Origin of the sequence: Streptomyces sp. NBC_00464, assembly GCF_036013915.1 — a bacterium.
Taxonomy (GTDB): domain Bacteria; phylum Actinomycetota; class Actinomycetes; order Streptomycetales; family Streptomycetaceae; genus Streptomyces.
Map to the genome: position 1 here is coordinate 7,182,923 of NZ_CP107899.1, position 18,294 is coordinate 7,201,216.

At 68.8% G+C, this 18,294-nt stretch carries 15 protein-coding genes and 4 pseudogenes; 10 read left to right on the plus strand and 9 right to left on the minus strand.

Annotation, left to right across the window (positions count from 1 at the left end; all coding sequences use genetic code 11):
- Positions 1 to 78 precede the first annotated feature (78 nt).
- A complete protein-coding gene (locus OG912_RS32530) occupies positions 79 to 819 on the plus strand; it encodes a hypothetical protein (protein WP_327712452.1) in 741 nt (246 codons plus the stop codon).
- Between the two features lie 35 nt (positions 820 to 854).
- On the opposite strand, the gene OG912_RS32535 is transcribed toward OG912_RS32530, so the two are convergent.
- Positions 855 to 3,788 (minus strand): FAD-binding and (Fe-S)-binding domain-containing protein, encoded by a 2,934-nt coding sequence (locus tag OG912_RS32535; protein WP_327712454.1) that lies wholly within the window; start codon positions 3,786 to 3,788, stop codon positions 855 to 857.
- 43 nt (positions 3,789 to 3,831) lie between these two features.
- On the minus strand, positions 3,832 to 4,275 hold the full coding sequence (locus tag OG912_RS32540; RefSeq protein ID WP_326734728.1) for a MarR family winged helix-turn-helix transcriptional regulator: 444 nt from the start codon (positions 4,273 to 4,275) through the stop codon (positions 3,832 to 3,834).
- Positions 4,276 to 4,483: 208 nt separating this feature from the next.
- Here OG912_RS32540 and OG912_RS32545 point away from each other — a divergent pair, with 208 nt between their 5' ends.
- Both OG912_RS32545 and mltG read left to right on the plus strand, forming a co-directional pair.
- On the plus strand, positions 4,484 to 6,295 hold the full coding sequence (locus OG912_RS32545) for an ABC transporter ATP-binding protein (protein WP_327712455.1): 1,812 nt from the start codon (positions 4,484 to 4,486) through the stop codon (positions 6,293 to 6,295).
- Between the two features lie 433 nt (positions 6,296 to 6,728).
- Positions 6,729 to 7,580 (plus strand): endolytic transglycosylase MltG, encoded by an 852-nt coding sequence (gene mltG / locus OG912_RS32550; RefSeq protein WP_327712456.1) that lies wholly within the window; start codon positions 6,729 to 6,731, stop codon positions 7,578 to 7,580.
- Between the two features lie 7 nt (positions 7,581 to 7,587).
- Here the strand turns inward: mltG and OG912_RS32555 are convergent, their stop codons facing one another.
- Together OG912_RS32555 and OG912_RS32560 are read right to left on the minus strand one after the other, a co-directional pair.
- On the minus strand, positions 7,588 to 8,679 hold the full coding sequence (locus OG912_RS32555; protein WP_327712457.1) for an NAD(P)-binding domain-containing protein: 1,092 nt from the start codon (positions 8,677 to 8,679) through the stop codon (positions 7,588 to 7,590).
- Between the two features lie 142 nt (positions 8,680 to 8,821).
- Positions 8,822 to 8,951, minus strand: a pseudogene (locus OG912_RS32560) (LLM class flavin-dependent oxidoreductase); the annotation flags it as partial.
- Positions 8,952 to 9,033: 82 nt separating this feature from the next.
- Here OG912_RS32560 and OG912_RS32565 point away from each other — a divergent pair.
- Complete coding sequence (locus OG912_RS32565; RefSeq protein WP_327712458.1) at positions 9,034 to 9,474, plus strand: hypothetical protein; 441 nt, start codon at positions 9,034 to 9,036, stop codon at positions 9,472 to 9,474.
- A 142-nt stretch (positions 9,475 to 9,616) separates the two neighbouring features.
- Here the strand turns inward: OG912_RS32565 and OG912_RS32570 are convergent.
- A pseudogene (locus tag OG912_RS32570) lies at positions 9,617 to 9,835 on the minus strand (transposase); the annotation flags it as partial.
- Positions 9,836 to 10,049: 214 nt separating this feature from the next.
- On the opposite strand from OG912_RS32570, the gene OG912_RS32575 reads away from it, so the two are divergent.
- Positions 10,050 to 10,472 (plus strand): secondary thiamine-phosphate synthase enzyme YjbQ, encoded by a 423-nt coding sequence (locus OG912_RS32575; RefSeq protein WP_327712459.1) that lies wholly within the window; start codon positions 10,050 to 10,052, stop codon positions 10,470 to 10,472.
- A 67-nt stretch (positions 10,473 to 10,539) separates the two neighbouring features.
- Entirely contained in the window at positions 10,540 to 12,084 is a 1,545-nt protein-coding gene (locus OG912_RS32580; RefSeq protein WP_327170678.1) for a recombinase family protein, read from the plus strand.
- A gap of 329 nt (positions 12,085 to 12,413) precedes the next feature.
- Here OG912_RS32580 and OG912_RS32585 read toward each other — a convergent pair whose 3' ends face one another.
- The 4 genes and pseudogenes from OG912_RS32585 to OG912_RS40155 form a co-directional block, all read right to left on the minus strand.
- Positions 12,414 to 12,590, minus strand: coding sequence for a hypothetical protein (locus tag OG912_RS32585; protein ID WP_327712460.1), 177 nt, complete (start codon positions 12,588 to 12,590; stop codon positions 12,414 to 12,416).
- A 781-nt stretch (positions 12,591 to 13,371) separates the two neighbouring features.
- A pseudogene (locus tag OG912_RS32590) lies at positions 13,372 to 14,558 on the minus strand (dihydrofolate reductase family protein).
- A gap of 29 nt (positions 14,559 to 14,587) precedes the next feature.
- Positions 14,588 to 15,661, minus strand: a complete 1,074-nt coding sequence (locus tag OG912_RS32595) for a DNA-binding protein (protein ID WP_327170677.1) — start codon at positions 15,659 to 15,661, stop codon at positions 14,588 to 14,590.
- Between the two features lie 135 nt (positions 15,662 to 15,796).
- A pseudogene (locus tag OG912_RS40155) lies at positions 15,797 to 16,015 on the minus strand (helix-turn-helix domain-containing protein); the annotation flags it as partial.
- 290 nt (positions 16,016 to 16,305) lie between these two features.
- On the opposite strand from OG912_RS40155, the gene OG912_RS32600 reads away from it, so the two are divergent.
- The 4 genes from OG912_RS32600 (at position 16,306) to OG912_RS32610 (ending at position 18,272) form a co-directional block, all read left to right on the plus strand.
- A complete protein-coding gene (locus tag OG912_RS32600) occupies positions 16,306 to 16,914 on the plus strand; it encodes a hypothetical protein (RefSeq protein ID WP_327170676.1) in 609 nt (202 codons plus the stop codon).
- A 259-nt stretch (positions 16,915 to 17,173) separates the two neighbouring features.
- A complete protein-coding gene (locus OG912_RS40160) occupies positions 17,174 to 17,374 on the plus strand; it encodes a DUF6302 family protein (protein WP_385626042.1) in 201 nt (66 codons plus the stop codon).
- 44 nt (positions 17,375 to 17,418) lie between these two features.
- Positions 17,419 to 17,622, plus strand: a complete 204-nt coding sequence (locus OG912_RS32605; RefSeq protein ID WP_037830893.1) for a DUF5999 family protein — start codon at positions 17,419 to 17,421, stop codon at positions 17,620 to 17,622.
- Positions 17,619 to 18,272 carry a hypothetical protein gene (locus OG912_RS32610; protein WP_327170675.1) on the plus strand — a complete coding sequence of 218 codons (654 nt, stop codon included), beginning with the start codon at positions 17,619 to 17,621 and terminating at the stop codon, positions 18,270 to 18,272. Before OG912_RS32605 ends, OG912_RS32610 begins: the two co-directional genes overlap by 4 nt.
- Positions 18,273 to 18,294: the final 22 nt, after the last annotated feature.

The window sequence follows — 18,294 nt, forward strand, 5'->3', positions numbered from 1 at the left end:
AGTAAAGATTGGGCACGTATCTGCCCGTCCTCGCCGACGAGGGCGGCCCGGGACACCGATGAGTGCGAGCATGGACGAATGCGTATATCCGGTGCGGTACGAGTGGTGGTCTCGGCGGCCGCCTGCGGTGTCCTGCTCACGACGTTGACCTCGTGCGGCGACGGAGGGGACACCAAGAAGGGTGACCCGGCGTCGGCCGGCGCCCGGAAGGACAAGGACAAGCCGCAGACCACCGGCCTGAAGAGCATTCCGGACGTGGGCGACCGCCTGCGGTCGCAGATCCCTGACGACTCCCGCCAGGTCGTCGCCGTGTACGGCGAGGGAAAGAACTCCGCGCAATCCACGGTCGTCCTGTACCAACGGACCGGATCCACCTGGGACAAGGCCGCCGGATGGAAGGCCCACAACGGCCGCAAGGGCTGGACCCCCGACCACCACGAGGACGACAAACGCTCCCCGGTCGGCGTCTTCACCCTCACCGACGCGGGCGGCGCGCTGCCCGACCCGGGCGCTCTGCTCCCGTACACCGAGTCGGCTGCCATCCAGGCCCCCCGCTACTGGACCAAGCCCTACTGGCACGACTTCGACTACGTCATCGCCATCGACTACAACCGCGTCAAGGGCACCGCCCCCAACGACCCGACGCGCCCCGAGGGCCAGTCGAAGGGCGGCAGCATCTGGCTCCACATGGACCACGGCAGCGGTACGTCAGCCTGCGTGAGCCTGCCGAAGGCGGCCATGGTGAAGCTGCTGCGCACCCTGGACCCGAAGCAGAACCCGGTCGTGTTGATGGGCGACCGCGCCACCCTCAAGGCCTGAGCGCCCCGTCCGGTACCGGGAGTCTCTCGTTCGTCCTATGCGGGCCCGGGGCGAGTCGCCCGCTCCAGCTCCATGAGTGCCGAGTGGTACGAACGTCCCGTCGCCCGGTCCATCCCGATCTCGCACATGCGGTTGGCGCACAGATAGGTGTCGTACTCCCGGGTGTTCACCTCGGCGGCCTCCTTCGCGGTGGCCGAGGCCGTCAGCTCCTTGTGCAGCATGCCCCGGTCGCCCGCGAAACCGCAGCACGCGGCGTCGTCCGGGATCACGACCTCTTCCGCGCAGGCCTCCGCGACCGTGCGCAACTGGCCGACATCGTCGAGATGCTCCATCGAGCACGTCGGGTGCAGAACCGCCGAACCGGCCTTCCTCAGCACCGTCAGCTCCGGCAGGAGCTCGTCGGCCGCCCAGACCAGCGAGTCGACCACGGTCAGCTCACGGTGCAACTCCCGGTTGTCCTCGGTCAGATACGGCACCACCTCGTGGGCGATGCCCAGCGTGCACGAGGAGGCGTCGACGACCAGGGGCAGCTTTCCGCCGGCGGTCCAGCCCCAGGCGGCCTCGACGATCCGGTTGGCCATCACGGCGTTTCCGGCGTCGTACCCCTTGGAGTGCCAGATCGTCGCGCAGCAGGTGCCCGAGACATCGTCCGGGATCCAGACGGGCTTTCCCGCGCGGGCCGAGACGAGAACCACGGCCTGGGGCAGCGACGGGCCGCGATGTCCCTCCGGGCCGCCGAAGATGCGGTTGACGCAGGCCGGGTAGTAGACCGCGCTCGCCCCCACCCTGGAGGTACGGGGCAGCTTCCGGGCCGCCGCGCCGGGGATCTCCGGCAGCCACTCGGGCACCAGATCGGGGCGTACGGCCTTGCGGGCGAGGCCGGTGACACCTTCGAGCAGCCGGTCGTCGATCCGGTCGGCTGCGGCGACCGCCAGCCGGGCCACCGCCTCGACGGCGCGGAAGCTCTTCGCGGTGAGCGCGGCGATCCGCTCCTCGCGCGGGGAGTGCCGAAGGTGGCGGAAGTCCTTCATCATGGCGCCCGTGTCGATGCCGACGGGGCAGGCGAGTTTGCACGTGGAGTCGCCCGCGCAGGTGTCCACGGCGTCGTAGCCGTAGGCGTCGAGCAGTCCCGCCTCCACCGGAGAGCCGTCCGGCTGCCGCATCATCTCCCGGCGCAGCACGATGCGCTGGCGCGGTGACGTGGTCAGGTCGTGGCTGGGACAGGTCGGTTCGCAGAAACCGCACTCGATACAGGGGTCGGCCACCGCCTCGACCTTGGGAATGGTCTTCAGCCCGCGCAGATGGGCCTTCGGGTCGCGGTCCAGCACGATCCGGGGGGCCAGCACCCCGTCGGGGTCGATGATCTGCTTCGTCCGCCACATCAGCTCGGTCGCCCGCGGGCCCCACTCCAGCTCCAGGAAGGGGGCGATGTTGCGGCCGGTGGCATGCTCCGCCTTGAGCGATCCGTCGAACCGCTCCACGGTGAGCCGGCAGAAGTCCGCCATGAACGCGGCGTACCGGTCGACGTCGGACTCCTTCCCCGCGTCGAACGCCAGCAGGAAGTGCAGATTGCCGTGGGCCGCGTGGCCCGCGACGGCGGCATCGAAACCGTGCTCGGCCTGGAGCGCCAGCAGCGCCTCGCAGGCGTCGGCCAGCCGGGAGGGCGGGACCGCGAAGTCCTCCGTGATCAGCGTCGTACCGGACGGCCGGGAACCGCCGACCGCGGTGACGAAGGCCTTGCGGGCCTTCCAGTATCCGGAGATGGTCCGGGCCTCGCGGGTGAACGCGTTGGTCACCGAGGTGACGGGCCGGACCAGCTCCAGCTGCCGCACGACCCCGGCCGCCGCCTCCTCGTACGCCTCCTGGCCCGCCTCGTCCGGTGCACGGAACTCCACCAGCAGGGCCGCGGTCTCCTTCGGCAGCCCGGCCCAGTCGGCGGGCACCCCCTTGACGCTGACCGAGGCACGCAGGGTGTTCCCGTCCATCAGCTCCACGGCGATGGCGCCCGCTTCGTTGAACAGGGGGACGGCTGCCGCAGCCGCCGTCAGCGAAGGGAAGAAGAGCAGTGCGGTGGAGATTCGGCGGTCCAGCGGCAGCGTGTCGAACACGACCTCGGAGATGAAGCCGAAGGTCCCCTCCGAACCGACCATGAGACCGCGCAGGATCTCCACCGGCGTCGAACCGTCCAGAAAGGCGTCGAGCCGGTAGCCGTTGGTGTTCTTGATCTCGTACTTGGCCCGGATCCGGGCGGTGAGCGCGGTGTCGGCCTCGATCTCCGCCTTCAGCGCGAGCAACCCCTCGCAGAGCCGCGGCTCCGCGTGCGCCAGGTCCTCGTCCGCCGCGGGATCGCCGGTGTCCACCACCGTGCCGCTCGGCAGTACGAAGGTGAGGGAGGAGACGGTCCGGTACGAATTGCGGGTCGTGCCGGCGGTCATCCCGGAGGCGTTGTTGGCGACGACACCGCCGATCGTGCAGGCGATCGCGCTTGCCGGGTCCGGCCCCAGCAGCCGGCCGTGCCGGGCGAGGGTGGCGTTCGCCCGCATGACCGTCGTCCCCGGACGGATCCGGGCCCGCGCACCGCCGTCCAGGACCTCGATGCCCGCCCAGTGGTGGCGTACGTCGACGAGAATGTCCTCGCCCTGCGCCTGGCCGTTCAGACTGGTTCCCGCAGCCCGGAAGACGACATTGCGGCCCTTGCCGTGGGCGTACGACAGGATCGCGGAGATGTCGTCGATGTCCTCGGGCACCACCACGACCTGGGGAACGAACCGGTACGGGCTGGCGTCGGAGGCGTACCGCACCAGGTCGGAGATCTTCCAAAGCACTTTCTGCGGGCCCAGGAGTGCGGTCAGCTCGCCCCGCAGGGGCTCGGGCGTGCCCGGCGCCTGTCCGTCGGGCACCCGGTCGTGGGAAGGGGACCGCACCGCGCCGGGGCGCAGGGCTTCCGGGTTCGGCTCCAGCAGCGGCATGTCCAGATCCCCTCGGCGGCTCGGCGCGGCGCTTCGCACCCGGTCAGCAGCGGCGCTCCGGCATTCCGTTCACCAGAGCGGTCAGCAGACCGCCGAGCACCTCGCGCTGATCGGCGGTCAATGGAGCCAGGATCTCCTCTGCGGCCGCCCGGCGCGCGTTGCGCAGCGACCGGAGTGTGGCGATGCCCTCCTCCGTGATCTCGATCCGTACCACCCGGCGGCTGTCCGGATCGGGGATCCGGCGCACCCGGCCGCTGGCCTCCAGCCCGTCGACCAGTGTGGTCACGGCGCGGGGGACGACATCGAGACGCTGTGCGAGATCCGCCATCCGGGGGGGACCGTCGCAGTGCGCGACGGTGCGCAGCAGCCGGAACTGCGCGGGGGTGATGCCGATCGGCTCCAGCTGACGGCCCTGAATGCGCTGGAGTCTGCGCGTCAGCCGCAGCAGCTGTTCGGCGAGCACGCCGTCGGGGTCGGGGGAATCCATACCGGGAACAATATCAGGACCTTGTTCATTGTGAGTATAGGTAACAATGAGCTATGCTCTCATCTGTTCGACTGCCAGGGGCTGCGCCGTCCGAGCCTCAGGCCCGCAGGGCCGGCACACCGCTGCCCTGCCCGCGTTGTGGACGCGCATGCCGTCACAGGCGCCCGCGCCCGCCTCTCCCATTGCCGCGCGCCTGACGAAGGAGCCCATGAAACCCGACGAACCCACGTGGACACCCCCGCCCCGGGACGCCGCCCAGCCGCCTGCCGAGCTGCGCCGCATCCTCCGCCTCTTCCACCCCTACCGTGGCCGCCTCGCGGTGGTCGGACTGCTCGTCGGCGCCTCGTCGCTGGTGTCGGTCGCCTCCCCGTTCCTGCTGCGCGAGATCCTGGACACTGCTATCCCGCAGGGGCGGACCGGGCTGCTCTCGCTGCTTGCTCTCGGCATGATCCTCACCGCGGTGATGAACAGCGTCTTCGGCGTGCTGCAGACCCTCATCTCCACCACCGTCGGCCAGCGGGTCATGCACGACCTGCGCACCGCCGTCTATACGCAGCTCCAGCGGATGCCGCTCGCCTTCTTCACCAAGACCCGGACGGGCGAGGTCCAGTCCCGGATCGCCAACGACATCGGCGGGATGCAGGCCACCGTCACCTCGACGGCCACCTCGCTGGTCTCCAACCTCACCGCGGTCATCGCCACGGTCGTCGCCATGCTGGCGCTCGACTGGCGGCTCACCGTCGTCTCGCTCCTCCTGCTGCCCGTCTTCGTCTGGATCAGCCGCCGGGTCGGCCGCGAGCGCAAGAAGATCACCACCCAGCGCCAGAAGCAGATGGCCGCCATGGCGGCCACGGTCACCGAATCGCTCTCCGTCAGCGGCATCCTGCTCGGCCGCACCATGGGCCGCTCCGACTCGCTCACCAAGGGCTTCGCCGAGGAATCCGAGCGGCTGGTCGACCTCGAAGTGCGCTCCAGCATGGCCGGACGCTGGCGGATGTCGACGATCGGCATCGTGATGGCCGCCATGCCGGCCGTCATCTACTGGGCCGCGGGCATCGCACTGCAGTCCGGCGGTCCGGACGTGTCGATCGGCACGCTCGTGGCCTTCGTCTCGCTCCAGCAGGGCCTGTTCCGGCCCGCCGTGAGCCTGCTCTCCACCGGGGTGCAGATGCAGACGTCCCTCGCGCTCTTCCAGCGGATCTTCGAATACCTCGACCTCACGGTGGACATCACCGAGCCGGAGAAGCCGGTGCGCCTGGAGAAGATCCGTGGTGAGATCCGCTTCGAGAACGTCGACTTCAGCTACGACGAGAAGAGCGGTCCGACCCTCAGCGGCATCGACGTGACCGTGCCCGCAGGCGCCAGTCTGGCCGTCGTCGGTCCCACCGGCTCAGGCAAGTCCACCCTCAGCTATCTGGTGCCGAGGCTCTACGACGTCACCGGCGGCCGTGTCACGCTCGACGGGGTCGACGTGCGCGAGCTGGACTTCGACACCCTCGCCAGGGCGGTCGGCGTGGTCTCCCAGGAGACGTACCTCTTCCATGCCTCGGTCGCCGAGAACCTGCGCTTCGCCAAGCCGGACGCGACCGACGAGGAGATCGAGGCGGCGGCCCGCGCCGCACAGATCCACGATCACATCGCCTCGCTGCCCGACGGCTACGACACCCTCGTCGGCGAACGCGGCTACCGCTTCTCCGGAGGTGAGAAGCAGCGCCTGGCCATTGCCCGCACGATCCTGCGCGACCCGCCGGTGCTGATCCTCGACGAGGCGACGAGCGCCCTCGACACCCGTACGGAATTCGCCGTGCAGGAGGCGATCGACGCGCTCTCGGCAGGACGGACGACGATCACCATCGCCCACCGGCTCTCCACCGTGCGCGACGCCGACCAGATCGTCGTCCTCGACGGCGGCCGCACCGCGGAGCGCGGCAGCCATGAGGAACTGCTCCAGCAGGACGGGCGATACGCCGCCCTGGTCCGCAGGGACGACACCCGGCTCGCTGCCCCCGTGCCGGGCTGACCGGCCAGGGCAGGGGAGCGCGATACGGCCGCCTGATCCCCGGCCATGAGAGTTCCCCCGGGGCATGCGGCCGCACGCGACGGCGCCGCCGCTCCCGTGGGACGGGGAACGACGGCGCCGGATGAAGCGATGGTCAGATGAGCCAACCCACGAAGTGGACGACGCCGGCCAGCAGGTTGGTGATCAGGTTCATCGGGTGGTTCTCCTTGTGCATGGTGAATCTCTGGGACAGCGCAGTCGCGGTCTGCAGCCCGTCGCTTGCGCCCTGTAATCATCAACCGCCGTCAGTCAGTTGAGCAACGAATGCCGATACGATCACGCGTTCCAGCGAACACCCGATCCCCTGTTCGCGTGTTCGCGTCGCGTGGTGCGCGCCGCGTGTCGTCACGGACGAGGTACCGACGGCACGATCCGCGCGGGATAGCGTGCCCGCATGGTGAACGAGTCCCCGGACAGCCGTCCCCACCGCAGGATCCGTCCGACCCGGCGTGGTCGTCTGCTGCTGCTCATCGCCGCCGTGCTCGTACTCGGGGTGGCCGCCGCCGTGCTCGTACCGCTGTTGACCAGGGAGTCGAAGACCGTCGAACAGGCTCGCTCCCTGGTGATTCCGGAGGGATGGCGGGCCTCGCAGGTGTACGCCGCCGCCGACAAGGCCCTGCGCGAACCCGCCGGCACCACGGAGAAGGCCGTCGCGGCGGCGGACCTGCCGCTGCCGGCCGAGGCGAAGGGCAACCCCGAGGGCTACCTCTTCCCGGCGACGTACCCCGTCACCTCGGGCACGACCCCGAAGAGCCTGCTGCGCTACATGGTCGACACGGCACGGAGCCGCTTCGGCGCGGACCACATCACGGCCGGAGCGCAGCGCAACAACGTCACCGTGTACCAGACGGTGACGATCGCCAGTGTTGTCCAGGCCGAGGCGGACACCGCGCCCGATATGGGAAAGGTGGCCCGGGTCATCCACAACCGGCTCGACCGCGGCATGCCCCTCCAGATGGACTCCACGCTCAACTACGCGTTGAACCGCAGCACTCTGGACACCACCACGGGCGACACGAAGATCGACAGTCCGTACAACAGCTACGAACACAAGGGACTCCCGCCCACCCCCATCGGCAACCCCGGTGAGCAGGCGATGGTGGCAGCGATCAGCCCCACCCCCGGCCCCTGGCTGTACTTCGTCACGGTCGCGCCCGGCGACACCCGCTTCACCGACGACTACGCGGAGCAACAGCGCAACGTGGCCGAGTTCAACCGCAACCGCCGCAGCGCGGGCACCGGCTGAACAGCGCTCACGCGGACACGGACAGGGCCCCCTCCGCAGCGGACTCGGTGCGCTCAAGCAGCCGGCCGATCGCGCGCACGGCGGCGCGGCCGGCCCGGTTCGCGCCGATGGTACTGGCGGACGGTCCGTACCCGACGAGATGGACGCGCTCGTCGCGCACGGCCTGCGTCCCCTCGACCCGGATCCCGCCGCCGGGCTCACGAAGCCTCAGCGGGGCGAGATGGTCGACCACGGCCCGGAACCCCGTCGCCCAGAGGATGACATCCGCCTCGACGGTGCGACCGTCGTCCCAGGCCACGCCGGTCGGGGTGATCCGGTCGAACATGGGCAGCCGGTCGAGCACCCCTGACTCACGGGCGCGCCGGACGGCGTCGGTGACCGGCAGCCCGGTGACGCTCACGACGCTCTGCGGCGGCAGCCCGAGCCGCACCCGCTCCTCCACCAGGGCCACGGCCGCCCGGCCCTCGTCCGCACCGAACGGACCCTCTCGGAACACCGGCGGCCGACGCGTCACCCAGTAGGTGTCCGCAGCCACTTCGGCGATCTCCATCAGATGCTGCGTCCCGGAGGCCCCACCGCCCACCACGACCACCCGCTGCCCGGCGAACTCGGCGGGCCCCGGGTAGTTCGCCGTGTGCAGCTGCCGCCCGCGGAAGGTCTCCTGGCCCGGGTAGCGCGGCCAGAACGGCCGGTCCCAGGTCCCCGTGGCATTGATCAGGGCCCGCGCCGCGTACGTGCCCTCGGACGTCTCGACGAGCAGCCGCCCGCCTTCACCCTCACGCACCGCGCTCACCTCGACCGGCCGGTGCACGCGCAGACCGAAGGTGCGCTCGTACGTGTCGAAGTACTCCCCGATCACCTCCGCCGAGGGCCGGCTGTCGTCGGCACCCGTCAGCTCCATGCCGGGCAGGGCGTGCATGCCGTGCACCTTGCCGTACGTCAACGAGGGCCAGCGGAACTGCCAGGCGCCGCCTGGGCGCGGGGCGTGGTCGAGGACCACGAAATCGCGGTCCGGTTCCAGGCCGCTGCGACGCAGATGGTAGGCGCTGGACAGCCCTGCCTGTCCGGCGCCGATCACCACGACATCCACTGAGTGCACCCCGGTGTTGTTCACACTTCTACTAACCGTGCCGGGGGTGTAGATCTTCCCGGGACTGTCCAGGCACTCACTCGCCGAGAAGCACCCGCTCCCGAAGGGACCGGCCGCGTAGGCCCCGGCTCCGAGGGGGGCGGCGAGCCCCGGCCGTGAGCCCGCCCTCCACCTGGTGGCGCTCACCGCTGAAGTCGAACGGCTGCCCGCTCCAGCCCCCGCACCACCGACAGGAACTCCGCGGTCCTGGCGTGGCGACGGGCATGATCCTGATGGTCGCCTAGAGGACCTGTCCTGGCGATCATCCGGTAAGGCGCCTCGGTGATATTTTGACCGGAATCGTGGGAAGGGGCGGGCGAATCCGTGGACAGTGACCTGCGGCGTGCGGTGGTCGTGACGCTTGGCGAACTCGGGCGAAGCGATGACTGGCGTGACCGGGCGGATGCCGGTCACAGCCTGGCAGGTTTCGCCGAGATTCCGGAGGCCGTAGAGCTACTGCTGGGCCTTGTGCTCGACCGTGGTGACACCTTCGTCACCCGGCGGACCGCAGAGGGCTTGCTTCGACGAAAGGACAGGGTCGGACTGACGACAGTCGCGTCCGCACTGGCAGTCGCCAACGACAACCACGCCGATTACATCCACACCGCGATCGTCGATGTCTTCAGCATCTTCTCGGACGATCTGGACGGGGCGCTACGGATCTGCGACGAGATGTCGGGCGACACCGACGATCGTGTTGCCCAGGGGGCCCGTCGGTTGCATGCGAGCCTGGCAGAGATCGATCCCGTTCTTCGCCCCGCATAGCGGCGGTTCGATCGCTGTTGTGAGGTGCAGACCCTCGACTACGGCAGCGCGGCACTTGCCGGATCAGTGACACGGAGCATTCCCGTCGATCATGTGCGGAGCCAGATCGTGAGAGCAGCCGCAGCGGCGGTGCCGAGGTAGACGTCCCGTCGGCCGACCACAGCCGGTGGCGTTCATAGGCGGTCTTCCAGGGCCCGAACCGTTCGGGCAGGTCACGCCACTGCACGCCGGTCCGCACTCGGTGCAGAATCCCGTCGATCACCTGCCGGTGGTCCCGCCACCTGCCACAACGACCGTTACTGACCGCCAGGAACGGCCGCCACCGTGCCCACTCGGCATCCGTGAGATCACCCCGCCCCATGTCCACATCAACGACACGGGCGCGGAGCAGTCACATGAGCGACCGGACAGGTCCTCACCGTCGCTGCTCCGTCGGGAGCAGGTCGATGTGACCGTGCGAAGTGGGCAGGTCCGACCGGAACAGGACGCCGAACGTGGCGTCCGGCAGAGGGGTGGTCAACGGTGTCTCGGGACGTGGATGAGCGCCCCTGTCGGGCGGGCAGGACAATGAACCCATGTCCTCCGCCTTCACCACCACAGTCCTGCACATCACCACGGGTACGACGGAGACCGTCACCGACCTGACATCCGACTGCGAGCAGTTCCTCAACCGGACGGCCGCGGGCCGCGACGGCCTTCTCAACATCTTCGTCCCCCACGCGACCGCCGGCATCGCCGTCCTGGAGACCGGCGCGGGCAGTGACGACGACCTGCTCTCGGCCCTCCACGCCCTGCTCCCCGCCGACGACCGCTGGCAACACCGCCACGGCAGCCCTGGCCACGGCCGCGACCATGTACTTCCGGCCTTCGTCCCGCCGCACGCGACGCTTCCTGTGATCGCGGGGCGACTGGAGCTGGGGACGTGGCAGTCGGTGTGCCTGGTGGACACGAACATTGCTAAAGACAACCGTCAGGTTCGTCTGAGCTTCCTGGGCTGACCAAGATCGTTCAGCTGGGTCGTGCCGCCGATTCTCCGTACCGTGCGCGCTCGAACGGAGAGAAGAAATGCGCGGTACGGACCTCAATGCGATCGAACGACCCTACGACGGATGCGGCAAGTGCCTGCTCGGAGTGCGGCGACTGTCGCGCGTGAAGCTGGCGACGTCTTCGCCTGAGCGCCAGCGCGAGAACGTGCTCACGGCCGCCGCCTCCGTCGGGGCGCACATCATCGGCTGGGCGGACGACTGGGAGGTCTCCGGAGCCACCGATCCCGTGACCCGCCCCAGCCTGGGCCCGTGGCTCCGCGACGAGAAGGGCCCGTACGACGGCTTGGTCGCCGCAGCGGTGGACCGGCTCGGCCGCAACGTCGTCGACTGCCTGAACACCGGCTACAAGATGCGGGACGAGAAGAAGATGCTCGTCACGTACGGGCACGACGGAGCCTGGAACCTCGACGACCCCGCCGACGAGAACCGTTTCACCATGGAGGCATGGGGCGCGCAGATGGAACTGCGCGCGATCCAGCGCAGGAACCGTGACGCCACCGTCAAGACCCGTGCCGCCGGCCGCCCGAAGGGCAAGCCGTCGTACGGCTTCCAGTACGTGCGGAAGGTGATGGGAGGGAGGATCGATCAGGTCGAACTGCACCCGCATGCCTCGGAAGTGCTGCGGAACGTCGCCCGTCGCATCCTGGCCGATCCGGACAACGTCACCTGCAGCAGTGAGGCCGCGCGTCTCAACCGTGCCGGGGAACCGTCACCCGCGGATCACCTGGCCGTGATGTACGGCAAGCCGACAGGTGGACGGCCGTGGTCGCCGCAGAGCCTGAAGAACATCCTTCTGTCGGAAGCCACCCTCGGGTACCTGATGCACCGCAACAAGCCCGTCCTCGGCAGGGGGGACGGTCACCCCGTACGGCTCTGCGAGGGGCTGTGGGACCGGACCACACACGAGGCGCTCAGGAGCACCATCCTCTCCCGGAAGGCTCCCTGGACCCGCCGCTCCAACCGCGAATACCTGCTGACCACGATCGCCCTGTGCGGGCAGTGCCATACGCGGCTCTACACCCAGACGTCGAAGGACGCCCCACCGCGCTACACGTGTACGGCGCGGAACAAGGGCTGGCTTCAGGCGCGGCACTGCCGGCCCGCGCCCCTCATCAACGCTCATCTTCTGGACGCCTACGTCGAGGAGTGGTTCCTCCGAGAGTTGGGTGACGGCGTGATCTACGAGACGGTGTACGACCCGGGTAACGGCGTCGCCGAGCGCGTGGCGGAGAACCGGGCCAGCCGTGAACGGCTGCGAGCCGACCGTGACGCCGGGCTGTACGACGCCCCGGACGACGCGGTGTGGTTCCGGGACCGATACGCCGCTTTGGGACGGGAGTTGGCCGCTCTCGAGGCTGAGCCGAGGCGGGCGCCCGGCATGGTCCGGCGGCCGACTGGCGAGACGGTTGCTGACCGTTGGTTCCGTGCTGCGGATGTGCAGGCGCGAAAGGAAATCCTGATCGACTTCGGTGTACGGGTGACGCTCTTCCCGGCCAGTGCTCCCGTTCGCTGGGTGCCCGGCTTCATTCACGGCCCCGAACAGGACCCGATGGCCCTGCTTTAGGGAAGAGGCTCCCGGGTGGCGCTGAGCGGGCTGCCCGGGAGCGTCAGCGTCGGGCTGCCGGCGGCCGATCAATGATGCGTCCCCCTACAGGCTGATGTCGGCCGGTGCAAGCCGTCCTTCTCCGGGATCCTCTGGGCGTGATGCACGGCGACGAGGTGAGTGATGTGACGCAAGCTGCAGAGCGGTGGATGCGTGAGAAGGCAGTGGCGGAACTGCAGGTCGAGAAGACGACCTCCGGTGTGCAGTGGTTGATCAAGTCCTGGGATCGGCAGACCGACCGAGCGATCGCGGAGGCGTTGCCGGCGCAGCGATGTCTTGGGGCTGTCGAATCAGGCGAGTGGATACGGACTCTGTTGGTCGACGAGGTATCGGTGCGCATCACAGACGCAGATGCCGTGCTTATCGGCCGAGCAGGAGTCGAGGATGAAGCGGGTGAGCGATGTCCTTGCCGAGGTGGCGATGAGGCTGGATCGAGCGAGCAGTACGGCTGTCTCTGCGGATGCCACTTCGGCGGTGTATGCCGTAAGTCGATCACGCGGATCAGTCGAGGAGAGACTCCGCAGGCGGCGCTCCTGTTCAGCTTTCAGGCTGTGCCGGAGATCGGACCTGTTCTCATGCGATCGACATCCTGGGCGTTGAGTCTTCAACTCCGCGATCTTGTTCGTAGTGGCGCTCTGAGGGAGGGGGGATTGGAAGCACGAGTCCAACTTCGTCGAGTGGATGTCCGCACGCGGTCAGGCGTTGAGGTGGCTCTGGCTCAACCAGTAGTGCAACGCCTCTCCTGGGGAGACCCGGCAGTGCCATTGCAGTTGGCCGCATAGCGCGAGTCTCGCGGACTTGTCGGGTGGGGAAGGGGCGTAGAGCTTCCTCTGCTCCAAGCGTGACAATCGTTCGACCCGATGAGGCAACGCACAGCCTGACTTCAGAGGGTTCCCGTCCACGACCACGGCCATGGCCCGGATGGGTCTGATGCAGCGTTGGGTGACAGGTTCAGTCACGCGGCCTGGAGAGCAGGCGCGGTCATGATGGTCTCGTACTCGACAGGGTCAGCCGACCGAGAACGCTGCCGCCGACCCGGTGACCGACGACGCGTTCACTGGCGTCCAGGGCGAGCCCTGTATTACGACGACCTGCCTACTCACCGGCCGTTCCCTGCCCACCCACTACCGCTGGCTGAGGCCCCCGCCCGAGCGGGAGTCCAGGAAACCGCAGGTCCAGCCCTCGGCCCCCACGCCCGAGGAGCGGGCGGCGGTCATGGAGCTGAGAACTCGGGCGAGAATCCGAAGGTCAGAGGAGGTGCCGGTTCGGCGCCTGTGCTGCGTTTGCGTACTCAGGCAGTGCAAGAACTGTGACGCCGGCGTCTTCGAGGGTCTCGGTGCCATCGGCGCCGACGACGAACGTATCGGGTTCGCTCCATGCGGTGACGACGCGGCGGAGGCCCACGTCGCGGATGAGCTGGGCGCAGGGGCGAGGTCGGGATGCCCGTCTGGCGCAGGGCTCCAGGGAGCTGTAGATCGTCGCGGTGGCGAGCCGGGCGTCCTCGGCGGGGAGCTTGGCGAGGGCCCCTTCCTCGGCATGGTCGTGGGGGTCGCTCTCACGGGAGTAGCCGCGGGCGAGTTCGGTCCCGTCGGCCGCGACGACGACTGCCCCCACGCTGAAGGCGGTCTCCGAAGGTGGGCAGAGAGCGGCCAGCTCACAGGCGAGGATGAGCCAGTTCCGGTCTGCAGTGTTGGGCTCGCGGCCGGTGCCGGGGGCGCTGGCTGAAGGGGTGGTGCTCATCGGGGCTCCGTCGAGGTGTCCTTGGGGGCGTACCTCAGGAGTACCACGTCACCGATCTGGCGGGTCTCCAGGAGCCGGAGGCGGGCGGCGGGGCCGCCAGGGTAGCTCGCGGAGCCGAGCATCCTTACCGCATCGAACTGGCCGACCAGGAGCGGGGCGATGACGAGTTGGAGTTCGTCGGCAAGAGCGGCTTCGAGGAGCTGTGTGTGAACGGTGCCACCCCCTTCGACCATGAGCCGCTTGACGGCGTACGCGTCGCCGAGGATGTCGAGCGCGGCCGGCCATACGGCCTCGGCGGGGACGCTCTGAACGGTAGCCAGGTCACCGAGGTTGGCGCGAGCTTTCGTGGTGGCCTCGTGGCCCACGGCGAGGACGAGCTTGTCTCCGCCGTGGTGCCAGAACTTCCAGCTGGGGTCGAGGTCGCCCGTTCCTGTGATGGTGACCTTCAGCGGATACTCGGGCTCACCGGCGGCGACTCGGGACGCCCTGCGTTCCGCCGAGTTGACGAGGAGGCGGGGGTTGTCGGCGCGGAGTGTGCCGGCGCCGACAAGGATCGCGTCGACACTGGCTCGTACGGAGTCGACGCGTTCGAAGTCCTCCTTGTTGGAGAGCAGGAGTCGTTCCTCGCCCGGGCGGGTGTCGAGGTGACCGTCGATTGATACAGCTGCGGACAACAGGACGTACGGGCGGGGCACGGTATCTCCAGGCGGTGTGCGCGGGTGAGTCAGGCAGGATGCAGAACGATTCGGTCGAGTGAGGCTCGGAACTCGGCGACGCCGTCCTCGCCTGTTGCGGGGGCCAGTGTCTGGTCGAGCCGGTCGAGCTGTCCGAAGATGCGCGCGGATCCGGTCTCGGCAGCGATCCCGACGGCCTGCCCGCCGATTCGGGCAGCGAGGGTTACGTTGCCTGTGCCCGCGTGGGCGCGTGCAGCGCGCGCGAGGTAGACACCGCGGTCCCGTCGATATGTGGGCGGGAGCACTGCGAGGGCGCTATCGAAGCCTGATGCGGCCTGCTCATACTCGCCGAGTGCGGCGAGGGAGCGGGCTCGGGCGGTGCTGATGTACGCCGCATCGAGCCAGGAACCCCAGACGCCATCGGAGCCCGCGCGACCGAGAAGAGCAAGCGCGGTGTCGTACGCCCTGTGGGCTTCACCGCCTTCACCGAGTACGGCATGCGCGTGGGCCTCGTGCAGAACGGCGATGACTTCGAGGCGGCTCCCGGGCCGGGCGGTGCGTCGGGCGGCTGCGGCGAGGCCGAGAGCGTCGGCAGGATGACCGGTGTCGACAGCGAGCTGGGCCTTACGGCCGAGGATGTACGCGGTGAGATCGGTGTCGCCGGTGATGTGGGAAGCGTCAAGTGCTTTCGCAGTGTGGCCGTGGGCGGTGCGCTCGTCGCCGATGTCCTGGGCGAACCAGCCTGCCAGCTCTTCGTATCGCGTTTCCAGGGCGAGAAGCTTGATGGCGTCGGTGCCACGAGCGGCTCGGCGTCTTGTGGCAAGGGAGACGAGGTGTTGTTGCAGGGCGGGCAACACGTGCCGGGGGCCGATGAGGTTGTCGGTCTGGATCATGACCCGGCGGAGTTGCGCGAAGTGCTCGAAGGGAGACCCCATGTCGGCGAGTTCGGTGGCAGCCGCCGGCGTCGCGGCCGGCATGGCTGTCGCAGCCAGGCCGGCGATCCCTGAGGCGAGAACAACGCGGCGGGGCACGGGCACGAAGAGGATCCTTCCGTGGATGCGGGCGGGGACGACGACCGTGTCCGTGTCGTCTCCAAGCGAGCCTGCCCGCACGACCGCGTTCATGGCCAGGGTCTCCGGGGCGCTGGCCCCATGACCCCGTGTACTGGCCCCATGAGTCGCTGTCCCGGGTCTGGACACCGGGACAGAGCAATCCTGGGGGGCCTCGCGCTCCGCGCTGTCCCAGCCACGAACCAATGCACCGGCGGCATCGAGGATGTCGTCGAGAGTGATGGCCGCATGTTTCGGGACGGGACGTTCAGCGCGCTCGAAGCGCCCGAGATGTGAACGGTCGATCAACGCCCGGCGAGCCAGAGCCTGCTGCGATAGCTGACGGGCCTCGCGGAACTGGCGTAGCTCGTAACCCCAGCGGTGCCATGGGCCGGCGTCCGGAGTCAGCTCGTTCGGCTGCTGCCCCACGCTTCCTCCTCCACCACGGACTTTCGTTCACCCGCGGTCGATGTCAGCGACAGGGGCGGCTCTCCATGGGGCCTGCGGAGCCAGCGTGTGAGGCTCCATCTAGGACCTGCCCACCGGGGTTCCGTACCGCTTTCATCGTCGGTACGAGCTGATCACACGGTATCCGAACGGCGCCTGGCACGGACCTGATTCACGTCAGTAGCGAACGTAGTGGTCGGTCGGACCGAACGCATTGCGCAACCGTCGGATGAGCCCTGCGCGGGCTGAGCGCGATCTAGGGGAAGGCGACCATGAAGACACGTAGAAGCCTGGGCGACATGATCGCCGTCTCCAGTCCACGGATCAGCCTGATGGGATCCCGGGACCGAACGGACACCGACACTGCTCGAACCCAGGAGTGGCACCGCAAACCCGCCCCGCTGGAGCGTCCGGCGCGCAGCGGCGAGCTCATCCGGCTCCGTCAGCAGTTCCGTCGCGAGGCGACCGAAAGGTGCGACCGCCGCTCCGGTGATCGCCGTCTCCGGGTGTTGGCGTACAGCTTGGTGCTTAGCAGGAGTGCCAGGCCGGATGAGGACTGGAACACCCTCCAGACCGAGGCTGAGCAGCGTGGCTACGCAATGGGAGCGAGGTTTCACGACGTAGCCGTTCCCGTGACCACGACGTGCCTCCCCGGCTCGGGTGCCGGCTGTGGCGTCTACACGCCGCCCTGGAAGCGCCCTGGCTGGGGGGAGGTCGAGCGACTGATCCGAGGCGGCTTCGCGGACGGCGTGATCGTCCTCGACCGGCACAACATCAGCTCCGATGACGACGAGTATCGCGCTGTGATCAAGGAGCTGGGTGAGCGGTACCAGGCATTCATTCACCTCGTGATCCCCGAGGAGCTGTCCGGTCCGACTTGAAGGCGACCGTTGCGGTGGATGGATGCGAAGGGCTGGGGCTGGAGACAGGCCAGCGCTCAGGTTCTTTTCGTCGTCACCGTGTTCGCAGTGCTCGTCACCGTCTACCAATCCGCCTGATCGGAGGGCCGTTTTGACGTTCGAGGGATACACCAACCAGGCAACACTTTTCCTGCCGCTCCGTGAGGTGGGACTCGACCTTTGCAGTGTGCCTGCAGGTGACCCGCAGGGCGCGGCATGACCGCGATAAAGAGACCTGCGCGTGCAGTGGTCGTCTCACCCGGATCCCTGCTTCGTTGTCGAGTGGGGGGAGAGACCACTCACGCTCGAGGGCGACCGCACTGCCACCACCCTGGGGCGCTTCTACGGCTACAGCGAAGCAGCCATAGCGGCCTTCATGGGGCGGTGCCACAAGTCCCCCTCTTCGGCCGTGCCCGAACCGTGTTCCCCCACGGCACCGTAGCTGGCCGAAGAGGGCCCACCTTCCCACCCGAGAGGACGAGCACCATGTGTGCGCACAACCCGCCGTGCCCCACGGCCATGGCTCCCGACAGGGAGGCCGCGCGACCCGTCGCGCACCGCCCTGAGCAGGGCTGGAGCCTGCTGTGCAACGGAGTGCTTGTCTTCGAGGACACCGGAGAACTCCTCCCCGACGGCCGTATCGTCGCCCCCCACCGGCCGCTCGCGCTCACGGTCGGAAGCGCGGCATGACGATCACCGCAGCCGACCTGGTCGTTCCGTACATCACCGCCCGTGAAGGCGAAGAGGCGGACTCCCTCCTCAACCTGAACGTACGCATCGGTCCTGACCGGCGCCCGCGGCTCGGGTACAAGGACGAGGCAGGGCCCGACCGAGATCTCCGCGGCGTGCTGTGGGCCCGGTACTCCATGTCACTCGGCTTCGCGGGACAGCCCACCGGGAACCCGAGGTGGCGGCTGGTGCACCCGCTCCGCCAGCGCATCACGATGGCGCTCCTGCGCTGCCAGGTGTGCACGGTCCCGCTGAAGCACAGCGACGGCATCCTCTTCGTAGAGACGGCCGACGACGGCGACGACCACACCGGGCCGGTGAAGACCGCGCAGCCGCCGGTGTGTCTGGAGCACGCCCGGATGGCGGCCCGGCGGTGCCCCCGGCTCAGGAGCAAGGGACACGTCGCCCTGCTGGCCACGCGGTTCCCGCTCTACGGCGTCATCGGCACCCCGTACCAGTACACCGCCGACGGCATCCAGCCCCTCGCCGCCTCGGACGCTCCCCTGCCCTACAACCACCCCCAGATCGGCTGGTTCCTCGCCTCTCAGCTCGTACGCGAACTGCGGGACTACGAGGTCGTCAGCCTGGACGATCTTGTGCCCGCCGCATAGACGGCTGCTCGACGGTCCTGAG

Excerpts from the sequence above, each read along its gene's own strand:
- OG912_RS32530 (WP_327712452.1), top strand. The coding sequence starts at position 79 with ATGCGTATATCCGGTGCGGTACGAGTGGTGGTCTCGGCGGCCGCCTGC.
- OG912_RS32535 (WP_327712454.1), bottom strand. The coding sequence starts at position 3,788 with ATGCCGCTGCTGGAGCCGAACCCGGAAGCCCTGCGCCCCGGCGCGGTG.
- OG912_RS32540 (WP_326734728.1), bottom strand. The coding sequence starts at position 4,275 with ATGGATTCCCCCGACCCCGACGGCGTGCTCGCCGAACAGCTGCTGCGG.
- OG912_RS32545 (WP_327712455.1), top strand. The coding sequence starts at position 4,484 with ATGAAACCCGACGAACCCACGTGGACACCCCCGCCCCGGGACGCCGCC.
- mltG (WP_327712456.1), top strand. The coding sequence starts at position 6,729 with ATGGTGAACGAGTCCCCGGACAGCCGTCCCCACCGCAGGATCCGTCCG.
- OG912_RS32575 (WP_327712459.1), top strand. The coding sequence starts at position 10,050 with ATGTCCTCCGCCTTCACCACCACAGTCCTGCACATCACCACGGGTACG.
- OG912_RS32580 (WP_327170678.1), top strand. The coding sequence starts at position 10,540 with ATGCGCGGTACGGACCTCAATGCGATCGAACGACCCTACGACGGATGC.
- OG912_RS32595 (WP_327170677.1), bottom strand. The coding sequence starts at position 15,661 with ATGAACGCGGTCGTGCGGGCAGGCTCGCTTGGAGACGACACGGACACG.
- OG912_RS32600 (WP_327170676.1), top strand. The coding sequence starts at position 16,306 with ATGAAGACACGTAGAAGCCTGGGCGACATGATCGCCGTCTCCAGTCCA.
- OG912_RS32605 (WP_037830893.1), top strand. The coding sequence starts at position 17,419 with ATGTGTGCGCACAACCCGCCGTGCCCCACGGCCATGGCTCCCGACAGG.
- OG912_RS32610 (WP_327170675.1), top strand. The coding sequence starts at position 17,619 with ATGACGATCACCGCAGCCGACCTGGTCGTTCCGTACATCACCGCCCGT.